Raw genomic sequence first — 16,526 nt, forward strand, 5'->3', positions numbered from 1 at the left:
CTATTTTCCTGTGTTATTTATTGAAATTTTACTCACTAAGTGAGTGTTACCGATATTGAGGCGAGCCTCAAATCAAAAAAATGATTCAACTCATTCTAAGCGTTTATATACATGCCTTTCTGGCATCCCTGGCTCATACCATATACACCTTGCACCTACTGGAATAAAAAATGCTTTTTTATCTCAGTAAATTCGAAATGCAACTGATATAATGTTCTATACATACCGCTTCTGATACGGATTGTCATGCTTTCTTAAAGATATCATATCCTTATTCCAGCGACAATCAGCAGTGAGTAAACACGCTTTCTGGTTGAGTAAACATGGCGATCCAGCTCCTAAAAAGCATTTTTATAACATTTGCTTTTAGAATTCGTGAGCATTTCTAATAGCTCCTTTACTTTTTCTGAATAAAGGTGTCCATTTGACAATGCTCCTACCGCTATTTATAACGATAGTCTGTTGCTGGTTTTCGTGCTGCTACATGAGTCATAAGGGATGTATCGCCACGTATTTCTTCTCTTTTCTGAGAAGTCTGCGCTTTCTTTTATAGCGTCATCCTCATGAAAAAACAATCATTCGTTTTAAACGACCTCTTCTCCAAAAAGAGAAGTTCTATCCTTATGAACTTTTGTTAAAGCTTACGAAATAGCTGCTTTAACATCCATGTAACGTTCGCCGATTACCCACGACTGAAAATACGTTTCTACTGATAGAAGTGTATTTTTCACTTTTTTGTTACTTCTGGTTTGGGTTAGTTGTTGAAGGGAGGGAGTAACAATAAAATCACACCCACTCATATCAAGAGCGCCTTCTGTAGCTACGACTAACAATATTTTGCTGCTGTCCATCTCTATATTTGTATGTTGATGTTTTTTCATTGTTATTTTCTTTTGGTTGTTACTAATCGTGCAAATGTGTTGATCACATGCGCACTCTTTTTGCGTACTTTTTATATGTTTTATTTTTAGTTGTTTTGAGTGACAAATATACGAAAACTTTTACATTCTCACAAATACTTTTTGATTTTAACTAATTGATTATCAAATATTTATATTTAAATTTAGACATAAAAATCCCTGTCCGTATTTCACGGATTTTTGACTGCTTTAGCAGTCACTTATATATCAGCTGCTTAGATTCCAAAAAATTAATTCGCTATGTCTTACTATCTGTTACTCATTTTCTTAAAAAATTTATTACATATTTTTCTGATTTAACTACTTGCTTTACTTACTATATCCATTTTTTGGTATGTATGTTGGTTCGTTTTTTTATATTTTTTTGTTTGGTTATATACTTACATCAAAAAAAGCGCCCAATTTCTTGGACGCTTTCTTTGATATGGTGTGTTTTATAATCTGTCATTGTATATAATGCTCAAAATAATTCCATAGCGTCCTTGGTGAGGATACTTCTAAAATACAGTTTCTGTCGCAGGACGTAAACGGTACTCTTATTGCGATATGTATACTATTTTGTTTCACTTTGTTATTTTATTATACAAATATTATTAAATAAACTATTATTTTCCAAATTTTGGAATAAAAATATTTTTCAAACAATTAACAACAAGGACTTTAACCTATATTATACAGGAATAAATCTATTGCGTCTTGAAATTCTTCTAAAAACCATGTAAATCTCGGTATTTAATGCTGTTTCTACAACTGTAGACCGGAGGTAAGCGGTATATCTTCTCTAGCTGTGACTAGGAATGATCAAAATGATTCTTCGAAAGAGCTTGATAATGCTTTGAATCTCTTCAGTAAAGAGTATTAGGGAATATACTATTATGTGATGTCCTGTAATACCTTCTATAAGGGGGAAGGAAACCCCATAGCCCCTACAGCCAGCCCCCTTATAGCGGTATTTTTTATTTCGTTTTTCTATACTTCTTTTGTTACATAGTGATTTTTCGGATTTTATCATTCCCCATATCACTTATATATACATTTCCCTGTGTATCAACAGCAATTCCTGAAGGACTTGAAAACCTGGCATCAGCGGTAGTTCCATCTACATAACCACTAGGACCTCCTGTCAGGGTCGTTACCTCTCCTGTGGGAGTTACCTTCCGTATTGTATGATTATTTCTATCAGCTACATAAATATCGCCCTGTGTATCAACTGCTATTCCATTTGGAGCAGAAAACTGTGCATTGGTCCCTGTACCATCAGAAGCTCCTCTGGTGCTCCCTGCCAAAGTACTCACCACAACAGTTCCGATGGTGGAGTTTCCTCCTACTTGAAAAGAAATTGAAATTTTGCGAATCCTATTATTACCGGAATCTGCTACATATAGTGTTTGTAATCCGTCTATCGCGATTCCTACAGGATCTCCGAATTGTGCGTTGACACCTGTACCATCTGCAAAACCTTCTGTGCTTCCTGCAAGAGTCGTAACCACTCCTCCCTGGGTAATCCTTCGGATTTTATGGTTCCCTCTATCTGCCACATATAAATTCCCCTGACTATCAATAGTGATCCCCTGCGGATCCGAAAACTGAGCATCTGTTCCTACATCATCAGCAAATCCCTGAGTACTTCCTGCTAGGGTTGTAACCACTCCTGCGGGCGTAATTTTACGGATTTTATGATTTCTTCTTTCAGTTACGTATAGATTTCCCTGTGCATCTATAGTTATTCCATAAGGATCAGCAAACCTGGCATTGGTTCCCGTACCATCAGCAAATCCATAGGTGCTTCCTGCAAAGGTAGTTGTAGTTCCATCTGGAGTAATTTTGCGTATTCTATGATTGCTTGTGTCTGTAACATAGACATTCCCCTGTGCATCAACGGCTGTTCCGGATGGAAGGTAAAATTGTGCATTAGCACCTGTACCATCCGCAAATCCACGGCTACTTCCTGCCAAGGTACTTACTATCATGGTATCTGCAACATCGATCACATCAATTCTAATATCTTCCGAATTGGACAACACTCCATCAGATACTGTCACGGTAATCGTATGACTTGTTGCGGTTTCATAATCCAGGCTTTTACCTGCTGCCAGACTTATCTCTCCATTGGTACTACCAATCTCAAAGAGTCCGTTCGCATCATTCGTTAGGGAGAAAGTAAGTGCATCTCCTTCTGGATCTGTTGCTTTTATGAATGCGAATACGACAGTATCATCGATGTCTTCTGCTGCATCATCAATAATAGAACTATCATCCCAGATCGGCGCTTCATTAACATTCGAGATCGTAATGGTTACATCATTGGATATTGTTAATACTCCATCACTTACACTTACGGTCAGGGTATAAGTAGCTTTTGTTTCATAATCCAACTGCTTGCCTGATATCAAACTTAGTTCTCCGGTACTGCTGATCTCAAACAGATCATCCTCATTGGACACTATCGCATACTGTAAATCATCTCCTTCTGCATCCGTAGCGACTACTACACCTATGATTGTTGTGCCATTTATATCTTCGGAGGCTGTAAAGGTTTGTGCAGTTAATACAGGGGCTGTATTTTCATCTACGTCGATTACATTGATTGTCATTTTTGCAGCAGAAGTCGCTTCTCCATCGGATACCTCAACAGTAATTGAATGGCTTTTAGCAGTTTCATAATCCAGTTTTTTACCTGCTGCCAGACTAAGGCTTCCTGTAGCGCTAACTGCAAATAATCCATTACTGTTTTCGGTTAACGAAAAATGCAGGGTATCTCCCTCTAAATCAGCGGCCACTATCTGACCAAACTTGTCTGTATCCTTAGCTGCTTCTGAGGCATTAAATGATTGTGCCTCTATCTCCGGAGCAGTATTACTAATTGATTGATCGTCATCTTTTTTACAGGAAAAGATGACAATAGCTCCTGCAATTATTACTAGTTGTTTTATTTTTCTCATTACTTTTATTTTACTTACTTTTTATTATATAATTATTGATTGTTTCCACCTCTCTCAAATTCTTAGATCTGATTTTTATGTATATGTTTGGAATATTATAGCATGGAATCACATGTTAATGACCGAGGTTCATCATTAGAGATGTGTCCCAACATCTTCTATAATGAAATGCAGAAAATGTCATGAATCTATGATTGTGTGATTAGTTGATCACTGAGGTAGTGTAGATACCTTATTTTTGTTACAGGAAATTGTAATTGCTATTACTGATATTGGTTGCGTAATTTTTCTTGTCATATTTTAGGGTTATGCGTTGTACATTCTAAAGACAAGAATACTGAGAATCAAAAAGAGTATCGGGAACGAGTTTATGAATTCCCAAATGAGTTTGTGAATAGGAATAGTAGTGTCACATTTCTTCCCTTTCCCTTGTTATAGGGGAACATTCATTGTTATTCATTATTGCTTTTGGTAGGAAAGTTTCTTACTCCATAAAGTATTAATTCATTTTTATCATACGTATGATCCTCTGGGTATTCGCACCAATTATTAAATAAAAACTCGACACCGCTATCAAAAATTATTTTATCCCAAAATTTATCTTGATGCTCCGTATATTTAATATTTTCTGCATGTATACGACGTATAATTTCTTTGTATTGTACGGGTTTTGAGACTGTAAAAAAGTACGTGTCTATTTCAATTTTATTGGTTAATGCAAAAACTCTGGTACTTGGTTTCTCTATAAAAACATCATCAAACCCCTGACAGGTAATGGCATAAATTTTACAGGAGGTTGCATATAAAAACCGGAAGCCATTATAATACAACCCAAATCTTCCATTTTTATAATCACTTATTTTATAGGGTGTTCCTAAATAGTCAATCACCTCATCCTTATGCATCCCAATAGAGATAGCTCCAAATCTACCCGTCAAAACAAAATCTTTAATTGATATAATCATGGTGCTTATTTATAATTTGTTGTCCCATATCCAGTATTTCTTATTTCCTATATAACCACTTATGTAATCTAAAAACTCATCTGCTAAATCACTTTTAGCTTCTAAGTCTAATGCTTGGTATATCTGTTCTATAAAATGTACCGTATCATAGGTTTTCTGTTGAGATAGTCCTAATTCTTTATATTTTACCAAACAAGAATATCCTTTTTTTGCCAGCTCGTTAAAGGTTGAATCATCAAAACAATTTATGAGTTGTTGTATTTCACTAATTAATTCGGATTCTATTTGTGTTAGATCTTCTTTTTTGACAACAGGTATTATTTTTCCGTTAACAACCGGAACCATCACAGTTGTAAACATATTGGTAACACCTCCCTTGGAAAGTAATAAATTTGCCAAATCATCAGGGGATTTCACTTTTTGCAAGTGATATGCTGGTTGATGATCTACATAGGTAAAACAATAATAATCTCCTGTAATGGTTATGTTTTTATCTATTTCAGAATTCCTTCCTTTAACTGGTACTCCTGATGGTTGATGAATTTGTAATTCTTTATTCAAAACACTGTTTTCCTGATCAAAAAGCATCCATTCCCACAGTTCTTGTATTGTAAAATTCCCTTCTATTTCTTCAAAATGAATAGCGGATAATTGTTCTAGTATGTTTACTAAATTATAGCTCATTCAAAAAATTGGTTTGTCGTTTTATAACTATTTTATTCAACTAGCTTTTGACATACAATATGCATTAAACTCTTAAAACTAGTTTGATGTAATTCTACTTTAAAAGAATCAGCTATGCATTCGAAAACATTATCATGAAAACCAAAAAAGAAGTGTTTAGCATTCTTCCAGTTTTCTGGATTGTGATTGGTATGTATACTATTTATTTCCTTAATTTCTTTTACCCAACTGGAATTGATAATTTGTAAAGGAGCGTAAAGTTCTAGGCCTTTACCATATAATGGATGTCCTTCGAATACTTCATCATTTGGGGCACCCAACTTAGCTGATGTGCAATGTATAAATTCTACTAAGGCTAAAGAGGTAGCTTTATCGCTTGCTGTGTCTACTATGGTTGTATAGGTCCCATCCCAGTCTGGATCCACTGATTTCACATAAAACAGTAAATATGCTTTATGATCATTCATAAACAAATGAGGAAGTGGGGCTCCTACATCCCATGCAACTGGAAAATCCATAACGTCTGCATGTTCTTCATTTTTTGAAGCAGCCAGTTGGCGTTCGCATATAAGCAAATTCTTAGAAGCTTTATTGAACTCTGACCATTCAATACCTGTGTTTTTTGTAGAAACAGCAATACTAGCTTTTTTTAGTCTTGCTTTTGCTTCATTCAATTTATCCTCGTAGTGATTTTTATTTACAGACATGGCTTGTAATTCTATATTATAGTTTTACTCAGGTGTTTTGTTCTGTTACTTTTATTTTGGTAATCTTTTTTAGGTCTATATCAATAATTGTCCCGGTATTTCCATAGCAAATCAGATGCTTGTCTATGACTTCTGCTTTATAGATTGGGTTTGAAAATGTAAAAAAGATTGCCCAATTTAAATCTCCATTCCTTGTTGTGGAAGCCACATAGCCTTCGTTCCCCATAGCGCCATCACCAAATACAATTTTTTGATTTTCATATTCAAAAGCTCCGTGAAAAATATCAATCTCTGTCCAGATGTCATCATCGTATTTTTCAATTCCTTCTAATGTTGTGTCACACAGAGGGGCCCAATATTGTTTGGTTTCTCCAGTATTGGGATCATAGGTACTGTATACATTTCCTATAATAAAATCTCCTTCTCCCATAACAATACAATCAAAACCAGGCAAATAGCCTTGTTTCCATTTTTCCTGTATTTTAGGATGCAGCATATATTCTAACTCCTCAAAATTTATTTTCTCTACTTCTTGTAAAAAATGGTTTGGCAAATCTTCTAAAAATTGTCTTACCTGATTTAATTTATCTTTCACCAAATTGGTCTGATTAAGCCTTTTAATTTCTATGGTCTCTGTCTCCTTTGGTTGTAATAATTCATTGAAAGAACTGCACAGTTGATATTTAAAATGAAGGTATCCTGCACTTACACTTAAGTAAACCATCGCAGTTAAAAAATGAGGTTTTACAGTTTCGTTTGACCATTGATACTCCTCAAAATCTAGCTCTAATCGCCATTGTTTGTTTCCTCCCCAACTGGCATATTCAAACTGGCAAATAATAGGCAAAGGGTGCTGAAACTCTTTTTCTTTTAAAATTTGTTCATATTCGGGGGTTATATCTTGTTGTATGATCGTTAACTGCTCTCTTAGAAGTGTATTGAGTTCCTTATAAAATTTACTTTTTTTTACAATTTCTATCTCCTCCATAGTGCTACATCAATTTTGTCCAGTTTTTATAATACCAATCATCTTCAGTAGGCAGTTGATGTTCAGGACAATCAAAGGTTTCCTGAACAGAAAAGATATTTCCGTTATCCATAGCTTCTTTTGTCCAAATATCCAGCAAATCTGTTTTGTCGTTTAATTTTTTTAGTATCGATTTGAGGTTTTTAAAACAATAAATACTTCCAAACATCCCATTGCCAAAAGGGCTATAATTAGCATACTTACAACTTATACAGGTTTTTAAATAGATATTTGAAGGTAATTGCTCTTGTATGGCAATCAAAGCATCCTCCATCCACTCTAAGTTTTTTTCTACTTTAAACTCTCCAAAGGAAGTGTTCAGTATCAAACCGGTAAGCTCGCTATCTAAACCATCTATTGTTGTCGTTTCTCCTACCTCAACATAAATCGTCAGAGGTTCTATAAATGTTTTACCCGTTTTATTGTCATATAGTTGTATTGGGATTGTTATAGTTAATTGGAAATTGGTGATACCTCCAGAACCGTCTCGACGTATATCATAATCAAATTTGGTAGCGTCAATTTCTCCTGTCATCATTTCAAAATCATATCCTTCAAAATCAATCTCTCTTAGACTAAGGTACATTGTACTCCCATCTGATTTTATAGCGATTGTCTCTACTCCTCTTTTATCCTGATATGTTCCCTGGTATATCCGCATACTTCTTCTATTTCTCTATCAAATACGAAAATCCAATGTCCGTAACTTTGCTCTCTGCTTTAGTTGAAACTCGATTAATTTGAAACTCGAATGTGGCTTCCTCTATATTTTCTTCTACCGTAAAACCTCCTAAAATACCTACGGTATACCAACCATTTTCTAGTGTTATTCTTTGTCTGGAACCTACTTTAACTGCTTCATTTAAACGATATATTCCATTATCTACCGTCCAGTTTTTTAAATAAGGTACTGTTATCAAACAAATTTCATTATTGGTAATTTCTAACATATATCCTGTTCTTTCGAACAATAGCAAACTTGTTTCTTTTTTGAATACCGATGTTTGATTATTGGTATTAAAAAAAATAGTATATGGCTGGTTGCTAATATTACACATCGGAATTATAATTCCTTGTTGAGTGGCTAATTCTCCACTTTCATTTGTGGTAAACTCATGGATCAAATCATCCGATAAGCTATTCTCTTGCTTAAACCGTAATAAACTAGCTGGGTCTGTTAAAAAGAAATAATCCCAGGTATCATTTAAACATTCTGTAAATTTTATCATCTATTTTCTATTATTTATACCCATATATCATTACAGAGCCATTTTCTTGTTCAAACGGAATGTTTATCTCTTTTAACAGTTGAAGTAATGCTGTTGTTATATCTATTACTTTAGGGGCTACTAAGCGTCCCAGGTATTTTTGGTATCTAGGTCTTATCTCCAGCCATTCAATTGTAAAAAAGACAGGAAGCCCTTCTTCCCAATAACTTGACCAGTCTCCAAAATAAGCAGGTTCTTTGTCTAAATCACTAAACCTAAACCTTGCCTTATCCCATTGAATTAATTTTTCGTTATAAGCCGGAGGAAATGGTAAGGTTTCGATTCCTTTTTGTAATTCAATCCACTTGGTATCATTCATTATTGAAGATAGGTTTTTACGGACGATTATTTCTTTTACCTGTTGCTTGAGTTTCCCTATATCTTTATCATTTTCTGTCAGATATTTATACCGCTCCAGTAGTGTCATATCCATGGAATCAACCGTTCTGTAAAGATTGTATTTTTCGTCGTTTGTCTTCATTCAATTAATCCTTGGTAGTTTGTATCCTTTCTCCAATAGCTATACTGCCATGAACTCCTATGACCAGTACTTTTTTGCTTTTAGGATTAACAACAATATTCATCTCATCTTCGTACATAAACGGAATCCAGTATTTATATAAAGTTTCCCAATTTGTTTCGGCTCCAGTATATCTACCCCAAAAAAAGTATATCATATCGTTAGCATCCCAATCCAGCCTGTGTTTAACGTTTTTTTCAAATGCGCCCTCATCATTTTCATTCCAACTTGTTTCCCAACTCCATTCATTTACAAAAGATTCAAGGTTTTTAATTTTCCAATCATCATCAGATGTCACCATCATTAAGTGACGGTGTTTTTCAGAAACATAGTTATTCCATAGTTTTTTTGAATAATTTTCTGTTAAGGGTTTTATTTTATTTGGGATTGTTTCATTGTCATTGAAAAAGCGTTGAGAACATTCTATAAAGAAATCTTTAATATAAAACCAATTTTTAAAGCTGATATACTTTTTATTTTTTTCGAATGCTAGTAATTCGGCTTGTTTCTCCTTCCATTTTTTTATAGCAGAGGTAACTGTACCATGATCCTCTAATAATTGTCTGGCTTCACTTATACCAATGCGTAAGGTATTTCGGATATGTTTTATATCTTCTATGTTCATCTGATACTATCAAATTGACTATAACAGTTTTTTATTCCTGATAATCAAGTACTGTATATTTAATGTTTTTGCATTCAATAAATTCTTGTAACTCCTGTAGGTTTTCGCATACATAACAATCACTATATCTACATATGTAAATTCCATCCTTCTCAAAAGAGATACTGATATTGGGTAATTGACCTGTATTGTTAGCGCTCCTAAAATCCCATTAGTCACCTACTATTTTAAGTACAATTCCTTTATTTGAAAAATATTTCATCATTGCGCTAAACTCTATAATATCGATTGTTTTTTGCTTGTCTACATTTAAGTCTTCTTTATGAATATATGTATCAATAATTCGTACAATTGTTTTTTGGTTCTCGATTGTTAAACTTGTATCTCCATAAGGGTCAATAACAACTCCTGACCAGTTTTTGAAGGCTGTAAATATCGCTTCCAGGTTAGCATATTGATGATCCTCTAATCCAAAGAGGTGTTCGTTATTGTCTGCTTTATGAAAATCTAATGCCATAGGTCTAACTTGAAAAAACATTTCGTATGCCGTCAAGAATTTTCCAGCAGCTATCGTGGTCCAAACCTTTAGGTCTTTCTGCCTTCCAGTGCCCCATACTTGCTTTTAGGGTACCATTCATACTAAACAATTGATACGCCAATTCTTTTGGTATAGTATTCTTGTCTGCATAATACTCTTCTAAACAGCATAATGCTTGAATAAATATAGTGATTCGTTCTTCCTCTATATCAGCACTCATTCTAAACAATACATCTAATCCTTCATCAGATTCGTGTTCGTGATGAATTAGGTTTTTGGCTTCAGTTACTGTCATTTCTTAGTCTCTTTTGATTTTTTATTTTTCTCCATTGATTCAATTCCTTTTTGGGGATTTGGTCGTATCGTTTTATACGACCGTCACAATGCTGATATTCTGCGTTTTCTAAAGTTTCTATTTCTTCGTCCATTCTTAAGCCAGTTCCACAAAATGGGATCCCAAACTCCTTTCTAATAAAGGTTTCCCATTCTCTTTTATTCTTAAACTTTACTTCACTAGGATAGAGTTTAATAGTAAGTATAGTATCATTTTTAATGGAATATCCTTTTTCAAATGGTTTATAATTCATTCCAAATACTTTAATCTTAAATTTATGATCAATTAATTCTTTAGAACATATATCCCAAGGACTTAATCCGTCAAAATCTGTTTGAACCCTATTAATTCTTTTATTTCCAGAACTAATTTCTATAATTGTCAAAGGAGCTTCTATATGTGCATGAGCATCAATAACTTTAAAAATAGTATGCAGCATCTTACTTTCATTACTAATAGTTTGAGCATTACTATTTAAAAAGAGTAATAAAGCAGATAGATATATTAGTCCTACAATTTTCATTTAGGTTTCTTTATTATTTTATAAGTAACTATCCCTATCAAAATCAATCCGATAAGGGCAAGGATTCCATATACTTCTTTTGCTTGTTCTCTATAAACAACTCCATCATCAGGAGATAAAAATGTACCTTGAGCATTATACTCAAAGCTTGCTCTCTGGATATAGCTCCAAATACAGAAAGCGGTAATTAATACAATGCAGATAGTTATTATACTATGTAGATACTTTTTGTTCATTTTAAGGCATAATAACAACTTTGACTATATAACCTACTGAGATTAGATGAATTTATCCACTGATATTTTGCGATCAGTTTTTCATTAAATCGAACAATACTTATAAAGCTAATTTCCTGTTTCATTTTTATTGTATTTCTAACTAAATCATGCGCATAGGTATTAATCTCCCTAAACAACTTATCACAGTCTTTCAATTCTGATTCTGATAGTTTGGGAAATTTCTCTTTTAATCTTTCATCAACATCAACCAACCAATTGTCGCCAAACTCCATAGATTGTGCTAACCCTTCATTTAATATTTTTTCATCTATACTCATGTTTGTTATTTAAGAATAATCCTCTGGGTCGTTTCTGTATTCTACTAATTTACGTTCATAATTCTTTAAAAATCGTTCCTTTTCACTAACATCTAATTTCCCGGAATTTTCTACGTCTTCATAGGTTTTGGACCATTCTAGTGCTTTTAGCAATGACCAAATGATATGAGTTCCTGCCTTATAGGCTTCGTTTGTGATTTCTGGATATATTTCTTTTATATTTTCTGGAATTTCTTCACTTTCGGTTATCAAACCAAACAGATCGGATAACAATAATTCAGAATCTTTTAGACCTAACCCTTGCTTTTTTACTTCATCATCTCCTTGTTCTATATCAGGTCTTTGTTCTACCCATGTTAATTCTTCTACCGTTGGCCACATAAATTTTGCAGTAGAGCCATGCAGGAGCAAACCTGATTTGATACGGTTTGTAACTTTTTCTAACTGCTGCTTTGTTGTCTTTTTTTGAGAATATTCACTTAATAAAGACAGTAATATTTGTTTTCCGCTTGCCATAGTATAAATAGATTAGTATCCTGAAATATCTACAATTTTAAGATTTTGCTCTACAATTTGTTTGTAGGTTCTTCTAGCATTCCTATTTGACCCATATACATTGTCCCGTTTTGCTAATCTCTCTATTAAATCATTTTCGTTTTCTTGCGAAATGATTAATTGAATTGATTTTTCACCTTTTTTTAGATCATCTAATCGTTCAATTAAAATTTTAATGGTTCGTTCTACATAGCCTACTTCTTTGGGGTTGATTTGATCTAATTCATCTATTATCATCAAACAACTATTATCCTCTTTACGTAATATATCATGATGCGAATACACCAATTGCAATGCTGGAAAAGGCGGATATCCTGCTGTTTTGTAATCGGGGTTATACATTTTTACTTTTTTAATAAAATCTGCATAATCGTCTAATGTTGTTATTCCTCTCGATGCCCTAACCACTTCTCTATGAACACCTTCTATCAGATTATTAATAAACAGTCTTCTGTCTATTTCGGATTTTCCTATAATTAGAAGGTGTTTGTTACGGTGTAACTCCTTTTTAGCCTCTTCAATCATTCTTAATCATTATTTAATTCTGATTCATGACGAATTCCTTTTTCGTCAATTCTTATATTCCATTTGCAAGTTTTAAAAACACCGCTGTTGTTACGTTCTACAGTTCCATAGGCTATTAAATTGTCTGGTTTCCCAAATTCGTCTTCATCTTCCATACACACACAGATTTTCATGCCTTCTTTTAGTTTAATAGTATTCTGGTTTGAATCTTTTTTGAAATCAGTTTTTGATAACAGCACCAAATTACATGCTATCATCGCATTAAAGTCAACAGTTACTTTGGGCGTTTTGATCGTTTTATCAGTCATAATTCACCAATGTTTTGTCTGCCCCCCATCTCTTATTGCTTTCTATAGCTATTAAAGTTCCTTTATCGTCATATTGGTAACTCTCTATGATTTTTCCATCCAATGTCTTTTGAGTTAAGTGTCCATAAACATCATATACAAAACCCCATTCTTCAAAGGGGATATCTGAAGAATGTACGTACGTACTAATTTTGACAATTCTATTTTGAGGGTTGTAGTGATAGATTAAACGAGGCTTTTTATATGTTTTATTTCGCCATGTATGTACATCACTAACTTTGATTATTTTATTGTGTTTATTGTATTCCAATACAATTTTACTGCGTTTATTTTTTATGATTTCTGATAGTAACCCTTTGATATTATAGATATATTTTCGTTTGCTTGTTCGGTTATATATCGGATTTGAATTTATTTCATGTATAATACATTCTGTTAACTTCTCATCTTTGTAGCTGTATATAGTGTTGCGGTACACTTTTTTGGAACCTCTGTTTCTATTCTTTTTTTCGATTAACTGTCCCTTATCATTATACTTATATACAATCGCCTCTGTTTCTATTAACAAGCCATATTTATTATATTTATAACGGTTTTCACTTCCAAAATGATAATCATCTCCATCGGCTATATCGTTTGGACAGATTTCTTTATATCCTGTTTTCAGCCCTATTTTATTATAAAACAGTTGTCTGGAACATAGAACAATTCCCACATCAACATATCGCTCTGTATATAAATAAGCAGGAAACGTTTCGTCAGAAACTTCTATCCTCTCAGGGATTTCACCTCTATATATAATATCTTTTACCTCCTTAGGTAATCCAAAAGGGGTTACTTTGTTATTTTTTAAATCAATGATCTTTCGTAATTCACCCAGGCTATCATAAAAGTAAATAGAGTCGTTTTGCTTTTTTATGGCAATAATATTGTTTGCAAAACGAACACTACTGTTTTGTTGAGCGTTAGCATTTATTTTTAATAACAATACCACTACTACAAAGCTTATTTTATGTACTAAACAATTTCTCATTATACTATTTTGAGTATGTTTTTATTAAGGTTTATACATAGTTATGGTTTTAAATGCTTTTTCTTCATCAAGAATTAGTTCAAGCCCCCTAAAATCCCATATTTCTCTAGAATTCACTTCATATTTCTTTGGATATAGGACATAATAGTATTCTTTGGCATAATCATTATATCCTGGTTTTTCATCAACATCAAATTCCTTTCTAAGTTCTGTCTTTAGTTTTTTAACCGAGATATCACCACTTCTTCCCATAGCATTAATCACTTTTTTGTAATTCGTAATTGTTAATTCTCTATCTTTAATTACTTTGGCACTAAAATTTGCTTCTAAATAGTGCCAGTATGCTAATCCTCCAAGCAATATTGTTGAAATTGCAAGTAAGATGGTTTGTAGTTTTGGTTTCATTTATTTTTTTATTTAAATCATTGTATTAGAAAATTATTACTCCAATAGTCTATCGCTTTTTGCAGTTGGAGATACTCTTTATCATAGTTAACTGCTGTTGCTGATATCCCTAATGCTTTTGCTTCATCACTCGTGTAGTATTCTCCTATTTCATCTTTTCTATATTCGAGAAACCTCACCACACACAGTAACTGTTTCTTGGTAAACAATGAAAAATATTGTCTATAAAACTCTTTATCCTGACTATTACTCTTATCGGATAAATACCTTGTTATCGTTGTTAAACGATCTTCTATATCAGGTTTATAAAATTCTTCTATTAGTCCTTGGTCTATCAATTTTTGTTCTTCGTTTTTGTAGGCTCCCAATGCCAATAACAGGTATTTAGGCATATGAAAGCACATTCCTTTGGCATCAAAAAAAGATATAGCACTACTACAGGTATACATATCTATTAAAGAAATTTTTGTCCAATCATTTGTTTCATCTTTGGTTCTTAACTTTTTACATGTTACCTCACTTCCCCTATCATCATGTCCTTGTGCTTCCCATAGACCGATCCCATCATCGAGTTTTACTCCTTTAAAAGCTTCCTGTATCTCCTGGATTAATTTTTCTTTTTTATTCATTTTCAAGACTTCTGCTATTCTTTTTTTCATTATCCAACCATCTTTCTATGTCTCTCCACTCTTTTTTAGAGATACGACTCCCACATACTACTCTAACAGTTTCTCCGCCTTGTCCTTTTTGATATTGTATAGCAAAATTGTTTTCGACTGGATTATAACTGACATACACCATAGGTAAGTGATACCTTTCTTCATAATTTTTGCCTAATGAAAGTCCTAAAGCACAATGTGATTGGCTGGGATAATACCGCTGCCAAAATCCCATTTCTTTACACGCTTTTATGAATTCAAGGAGCGGTTTTAACTCTTTTTTCTCTACCTCAATCCACAGAATACACCACTTAACCATAGTCCGCCATTGTACCATTTTATCTTCGGATTTCATTCCGTTTATGATTTCGGCATAACGATCTCTACTATTCATACTACAAGATTACTCTTTCCAGCGATATGGATTTTCTTCTACCAAAGCAAAAGAAGTTAATTGAAAACTATTAGTGCTTACTCCTTCAATGTCATCTATATTTTCAAAGGTCAATTCGACACCACTTCTTAATCGTAACAAGACTCCCAGGTTATCGGTTTTCTTTTTATAATCAATATTGTGTTCGTTTAGTTTTGTCATCACAAATAACAGGTTGAGTTGGCTAATATCATCAAAGATCCATTTGTTTAATTTTAGTTGATTACCACTATCTAATTTTCCCTCGTACCAATAATCTGAAAATATTAAATAGAGTTTTTCATTTTCAAAATGCAGTTCAATCCCACCATAGGTCCAGATATTAACCTCCGCTGTCAAAAAATCAGCGTCAAAACAATCAGGGTCAGGAAAATTATTTACAATCCATTCTTTGGTTTGTCCCAATTTTAGATGATCAAACCTTCCTGTCTTAAAAAAATCCAGCAAATCAATTTCTATAGGCATTGTTAGTTTCATCTGTTCTTTTTGTTTTTTAAAGTCCCGATATCCTTTTTATTCTATTCGAATTCTCCCTGTACAGATTAGTTTTAGATATTTCCAAAAGCCGAAATGATATTTTTTTATTTCATCTAGCTCAATTGCTTCATAAATTTCGTCAAAATTTTTGTAGAATAGTCCGTTTATCTTAAATGAGGTTCTAGATGATTTATCTACCAGGTGAACCGTCCTGTAATCTTCATACCGACCATATTCTACAGATGTTATATATCCTTTAAAATCTTGTAATCTGACTGTTTTTCCCAATGGATAATATATCGAACGCCACTTGATTGTTTGTGTTTCTCGATTTATGACGATGTACTTAAAATCTTTAAAAATAATGAGCACTACCATGACCATTAGACTCAATAGAAATACCATGAAAAGCAAAAATGTTTCCACACCTTCGTATAAAAGTGTTTTTAGAAGCAACCCTATAAGTATCAGCAATCCCGTTGTGCTTAGACTCATGCAAATGAACCATAGGATAAATCTTAA

General features: G+C 33.3%; 24 protein-coding genes. All 24 read right to left on the reverse strand.

What is annotated here, in order from left to right:
• Positions 1 to 641 precede the first annotated feature (641 nt).
• The 24 genes from HN014_RS03685 to HN014_RS03800 all read right to left on the reverse strand — a co-directional run bounded on the left by HN014_RS03685 (position 642) and on the right by HN014_RS03800 (position 16,499).
• Entirely contained in the window at positions 642 to 881 is a 240-nt protein-coding gene (locus tag HN014_RS03685; protein ID WP_176027540.1) for a hypothetical protein, read from the reverse strand.
• Between the two features lie 1,022 nt (positions 882 to 1,903).
• Positions 1,904 to 3,862 (reverse strand): cadherin domain-containing protein, encoded by a 1,959-nt coding sequence (locus HN014_RS03690; protein ID WP_176027541.1) that lies wholly within the window; start codon positions 3,860 to 3,862, stop codon positions 1,904 to 1,906.
• 452 nt (positions 3,863 to 4,314) lie between these two features.
• Positions 4,315 to 4,827, reverse strand: a complete 513-nt coding sequence (locus tag HN014_RS03695; RefSeq protein ID WP_176027542.1) for a hypothetical protein — start codon at positions 4,825 to 4,827, stop codon at positions 4,315 to 4,317.
• Positions 4,828 to 4,836: 9 nt separating this feature from the next.
• Complete coding sequence (locus tag HN014_RS03700; protein WP_176027543.1) at positions 4,837 to 5,511, reverse strand: hypothetical protein; 675 nt, start codon at positions 5,509 to 5,511, stop codon at positions 4,837 to 4,839.
• 32 nt (positions 5,512 to 5,543) lie between these two features.
• Positions 5,544 to 6,218, reverse strand: coding sequence for a hypothetical protein (locus HN014_RS03705; RefSeq protein ID WP_176027544.1), 675 nt, complete (start codon positions 6,216 to 6,218; stop codon positions 5,544 to 5,546).
• A gap of 28 nt (positions 6,219 to 6,246) precedes the next feature.
• Entirely contained in the window at positions 6,247 to 7,206 is a 960-nt protein-coding gene (locus tag HN014_RS03710) for a hypothetical protein (protein ID WP_176027545.1), read from the reverse strand.
• Between the two features lie 4 nt (positions 7,207 to 7,210).
• Complete coding sequence (locus HN014_RS03715) at positions 7,211 to 7,906, reverse strand: DUF6304 family protein (protein WP_176027546.1); 696 nt, start codon at positions 7,904 to 7,906, stop codon at positions 7,211 to 7,213.
• Positions 7,907 to 7,913: 7 nt separating this feature from the next.
• Entirely contained in the window at positions 7,914 to 8,474 is a 561-nt protein-coding gene (locus tag HN014_RS03720) for a hypothetical protein (protein WP_176027547.1), read from the reverse strand.
• A 10-nt stretch (positions 8,475 to 8,484) separates the two neighbouring features.
• Positions 8,485 to 8,994 (reverse strand): DUF6678 family protein, encoded by a 510-nt coding sequence (locus HN014_RS03725; protein WP_176027548.1) that lies wholly within the window; start codon positions 8,992 to 8,994, stop codon positions 8,485 to 8,487.
• A 4-nt stretch (positions 8,995 to 8,998) separates the two neighbouring features.
• On the reverse strand, positions 8,999 to 9,658 hold the full coding sequence (locus tag HN014_RS03730; RefSeq protein ID WP_176027549.1) for a DUF2947 family protein: 660 nt from the start codon (positions 9,656 to 9,658) through the stop codon (positions 8,999 to 9,001).
• A 211-nt stretch (positions 9,659 to 9,869) separates the two neighbouring features.
• Complete coding sequence (locus HN014_RS03735) at positions 9,870 to 10,175, reverse strand: hypothetical protein (protein ID WP_176027550.1); 306 nt, start codon at positions 10,173 to 10,175, stop codon at positions 9,870 to 9,872.
• Positions 10,176 to 10,179: 4 nt separating this feature from the next.
• Entirely contained in the window at positions 10,180 to 10,491 is a 312-nt protein-coding gene (locus tag HN014_RS03740) for a hypothetical protein (protein ID WP_176027551.1), read from the reverse strand.
• On the reverse strand, positions 10,478 to 11,053 hold the full coding sequence (locus HN014_RS03745) for a hypothetical protein (RefSeq protein ID WP_176027552.1): 576 nt from the start codon (positions 11,051 to 11,053) through the stop codon (positions 10,478 to 10,480). Before HN014_RS03745 ends, HN014_RS03740 begins: the two co-directional genes overlap by 14 nt.
• A complete protein-coding gene (locus tag HN014_RS03750; protein WP_176027553.1) occupies positions 11,050 to 11,289 on the reverse strand; it encodes a hypothetical protein in 240 nt (79 codons plus the stop codon). Before HN014_RS03750 ends, HN014_RS03745 begins: the two co-directional genes overlap by 4 nt.
• On the reverse strand, positions 11,286 to 11,609 hold the full coding sequence (locus tag HN014_RS03755; protein WP_176027554.1) for a hypothetical protein: 324 nt from the start codon (positions 11,607 to 11,609) through the stop codon (positions 11,286 to 11,288). The genes HN014_RS03750 and HN014_RS03755 overlap by 4 nt, the downstream gene beginning before the upstream one ends.
• A gap of 9 nt (positions 11,610 to 11,618) precedes the next feature.
• The gene (locus HN014_RS03760) at positions 11,619 to 12,125 is read right to left on the reverse strand and encodes a hypothetical protein (RefSeq protein WP_176027555.1); all 507 of its coding nucleotides are present in this window, start codon (positions 12,123 to 12,125) and stop codon (positions 11,619 to 11,621) included.
• A 12-nt stretch (positions 12,126 to 12,137) separates the two neighbouring features.
• Positions 12,138 to 12,689: an AAA family ATPase gene (locus HN014_RS03765; protein WP_176027556.1), complete on the reverse strand. Its 552-nt coding sequence runs from the start codon at positions 12,687 to 12,689 to the stop codon at positions 12,138 to 12,140.
• Between the two features lie 2 nt (positions 12,690 to 12,691).
• Positions 12,692 to 12,997 (reverse strand): hypothetical protein, encoded by a 306-nt coding sequence (locus HN014_RS03770; RefSeq protein ID WP_176027557.1) that lies wholly within the window; start codon positions 12,995 to 12,997, stop codon positions 12,692 to 12,694.
• Entirely contained in the window at positions 12,990 to 14,030 is a 1,041-nt protein-coding gene (locus HN014_RS03775; RefSeq protein ID WP_176027558.1) for an RHS repeat domain-containing protein, read from the reverse strand. The genes HN014_RS03770 and HN014_RS03775 overlap by 8 nt, the downstream gene beginning before the upstream one ends.
• 24 nt (positions 14,031 to 14,054) lie before the next feature.
• Entirely contained in the window at positions 14,055 to 14,435 is a 381-nt protein-coding gene (locus HN014_RS03780; protein ID WP_176027559.1) for a hypothetical protein, read from the reverse strand.
• Positions 14,436 to 14,452: 17 nt separating this feature from the next.
• A complete protein-coding gene (locus HN014_RS03785; RefSeq protein ID WP_176027560.1) occupies positions 14,453 to 15,094 on the reverse strand; it encodes a DUF6714 family protein in 642 nt (213 codons plus the stop codon).
• Positions 15,057 to 15,488 (reverse strand): hypothetical protein, encoded by a 432-nt coding sequence (locus tag HN014_RS03790; protein WP_176027561.1) that lies wholly within the window; start codon positions 15,486 to 15,488, stop codon positions 15,057 to 15,059. Before HN014_RS03790 ends, HN014_RS03785 begins: the two co-directional genes overlap by 38 nt.
• Before the next feature lie 9 nt (positions 15,489 to 15,497).
• Positions 15,498 to 16,004 carry a hypothetical protein gene (locus HN014_RS03795; protein ID WP_176027562.1) on the reverse strand — a complete coding sequence of 169 codons (507 nt, stop codon included), beginning with the start codon at positions 16,002 to 16,004 and terminating at the stop codon, positions 15,498 to 15,500.
• A 36-nt stretch (positions 16,005 to 16,040) separates the two neighbouring features.
• A complete protein-coding gene (locus HN014_RS03800) occupies positions 16,041 to 16,499 on the reverse strand; it encodes a hypothetical protein (RefSeq protein WP_176027563.1) in 459 nt (152 codons plus the stop codon).
• Positions 16,500 to 16,526: the final 27 nt, after the last annotated feature.

Origin of the sequence: Aquimarina sp. TRL1 (assembly GCF_013365535.1) — a bacterium.
GTDB classification, from domain to species: domain Bacteria; phylum Bacteroidota; class Bacteroidia; order Flavobacteriales; family Flavobacteriaceae; genus Aquimarina; species Aquimarina hainanensis.

Bases quoted from the DNA above. Each gene is read 5' to 3' on its own strand.
- HN014_RS03690 (WP_176027541.1), bottom strand. From the start codon at position 3,862: ATGAGAAAAATAAAACAACTAGTAATAATTGCAGGAGCTATTGTCATC.
- HN014_RS03705 (WP_176027544.1), bottom strand. From the start codon at position 6,218: ATGTCTGTAAATAAAAATCACTACGAGGATAAATTGAATGAAGCAAAA.
- HN014_RS03735 (WP_176027550.1), bottom strand. From the start codon at position 10,175: ATGGCATTAGATTTTCATAAAGCAGACAATAACGAACACCTCTTTGGA.
- HN014_RS03755 (WP_176027554.1), bottom strand. From the start codon at position 11,609: ATGAGTATAGATGAAAAAATATTAAATGAAGGGTTAGCACAATCTATG.
- HN014_RS03780 (WP_176027559.1), bottom strand. From the start codon at position 14,435: ATGAAACCAAAACTACAAACCATCTTACTTGCAATTTCAACAATATTG.
- HN014_RS03685 (WP_176027540.1), bottom strand. From the start codon at position 881: ATGAAAAAACATCAACATACAAATATAGAGATGGACAGCAGCAAAATA.
- HN014_RS03730 (WP_176027549.1), bottom strand. From the start codon at position 9,658: ATGAACATAGAAGATATAAAACATATCCGAAATACCTTACGCATTGGT.
- HN014_RS03715 (WP_176027546.1), bottom strand. From the start codon at position 7,906: ATGCGGATATACCAGGGAACATATCAGGATAAAAGAGGAGTAGAGACA.
- HN014_RS03775 (WP_176027558.1), bottom strand. From the start codon at position 14,030: ATGAGAAATTGTTTAGTACATAAAATAAGCTTTGTAGTAGTGGTATTG.
- HN014_RS03765 (WP_176027556.1), bottom strand. From the start codon at position 12,689: ATGATTGAAGAGGCTAAAAAGGAGTTACACCGTAACAAACACCTTCTA.
- HN014_RS03725 (WP_176027548.1), bottom strand. From the start codon at position 8,994: ATGAAGACAAACGACGAAAAATACAATCTTTACAGAACGGTTGATTCC.
- HN014_RS03710 (WP_176027545.1), bottom strand. From the start codon at position 7,206: ATGGAGGAGATAGAAATTGTAAAAAAAAGTAAATTTTATAAGGAACTC.
- HN014_RS03720 (WP_176027547.1), bottom strand. From the start codon at position 8,474: ATGATAAAATTTACAGAATGTTTAAATGATACCTGGGATTATTTCTTT.
- HN014_RS03790 (WP_176027561.1), bottom strand. From the start codon at position 15,488: ATGAATAGTAGAGATCGTTATGCCGAAATCATAAACGGAATGAAATCC.
- HN014_RS03760 (WP_176027555.1), bottom strand. From the start codon at position 12,125: ATGGCAAGCGGAAAACAAATATTACTGTCTTTATTAAGTGAATATTCT.
- HN014_RS03770 (WP_176027557.1), bottom strand. From the start codon at position 12,997: ATGACTGATAAAACGATCAAAACGCCCAAAGTAACTGTTGACTTTAAT.
- HN014_RS03795 (WP_176027562.1), bottom strand. From the start codon at position 16,004: ATGAAACTAACAATGCCTATAGAAATTGATTTGCTGGATTTTTTTAAG.
- HN014_RS03800 (WP_176027563.1), bottom strand. From the start codon at position 16,499: ATGAGTCTAAGCACAACGGGATTGCTGATACTTATAGGGTTGCTTCTA.
- HN014_RS03750 (WP_176027553.1), bottom strand. From the start codon at position 11,289: ATGAACAAAAAGTATCTACATAGTATAATAACTATCTGCATTGTATTA.
- HN014_RS03695 (WP_176027542.1), bottom strand. From the start codon at position 4,827: ATGATTATATCAATTAAAGATTTTGTTTTGACGGGTAGATTTGGAGCT.
- HN014_RS03700 (WP_176027543.1), bottom strand. From the start codon at position 5,511: ATGAGCTATAATTTAGTAAACATACTAGAACAATTATCCGCTATTCAT.
- HN014_RS03745 (WP_176027552.1), bottom strand. From the start codon at position 11,053: ATGAAAATTGTAGGACTAATATATCTATCTGCTTTATTACTCTTTTTA.
- HN014_RS03785 (WP_176027560.1), bottom strand. From the start codon at position 15,094: ATGAAAAAAAGAATAGCAGAAGTCTTGAAAATGAATAAAAAAGAAAAA.
- HN014_RS03740 (WP_176027551.1), bottom strand. From the start codon at position 10,491: ATGACAGTAACTGAAGCCAAAAACCTAATTCATCACGAACACGAATCT.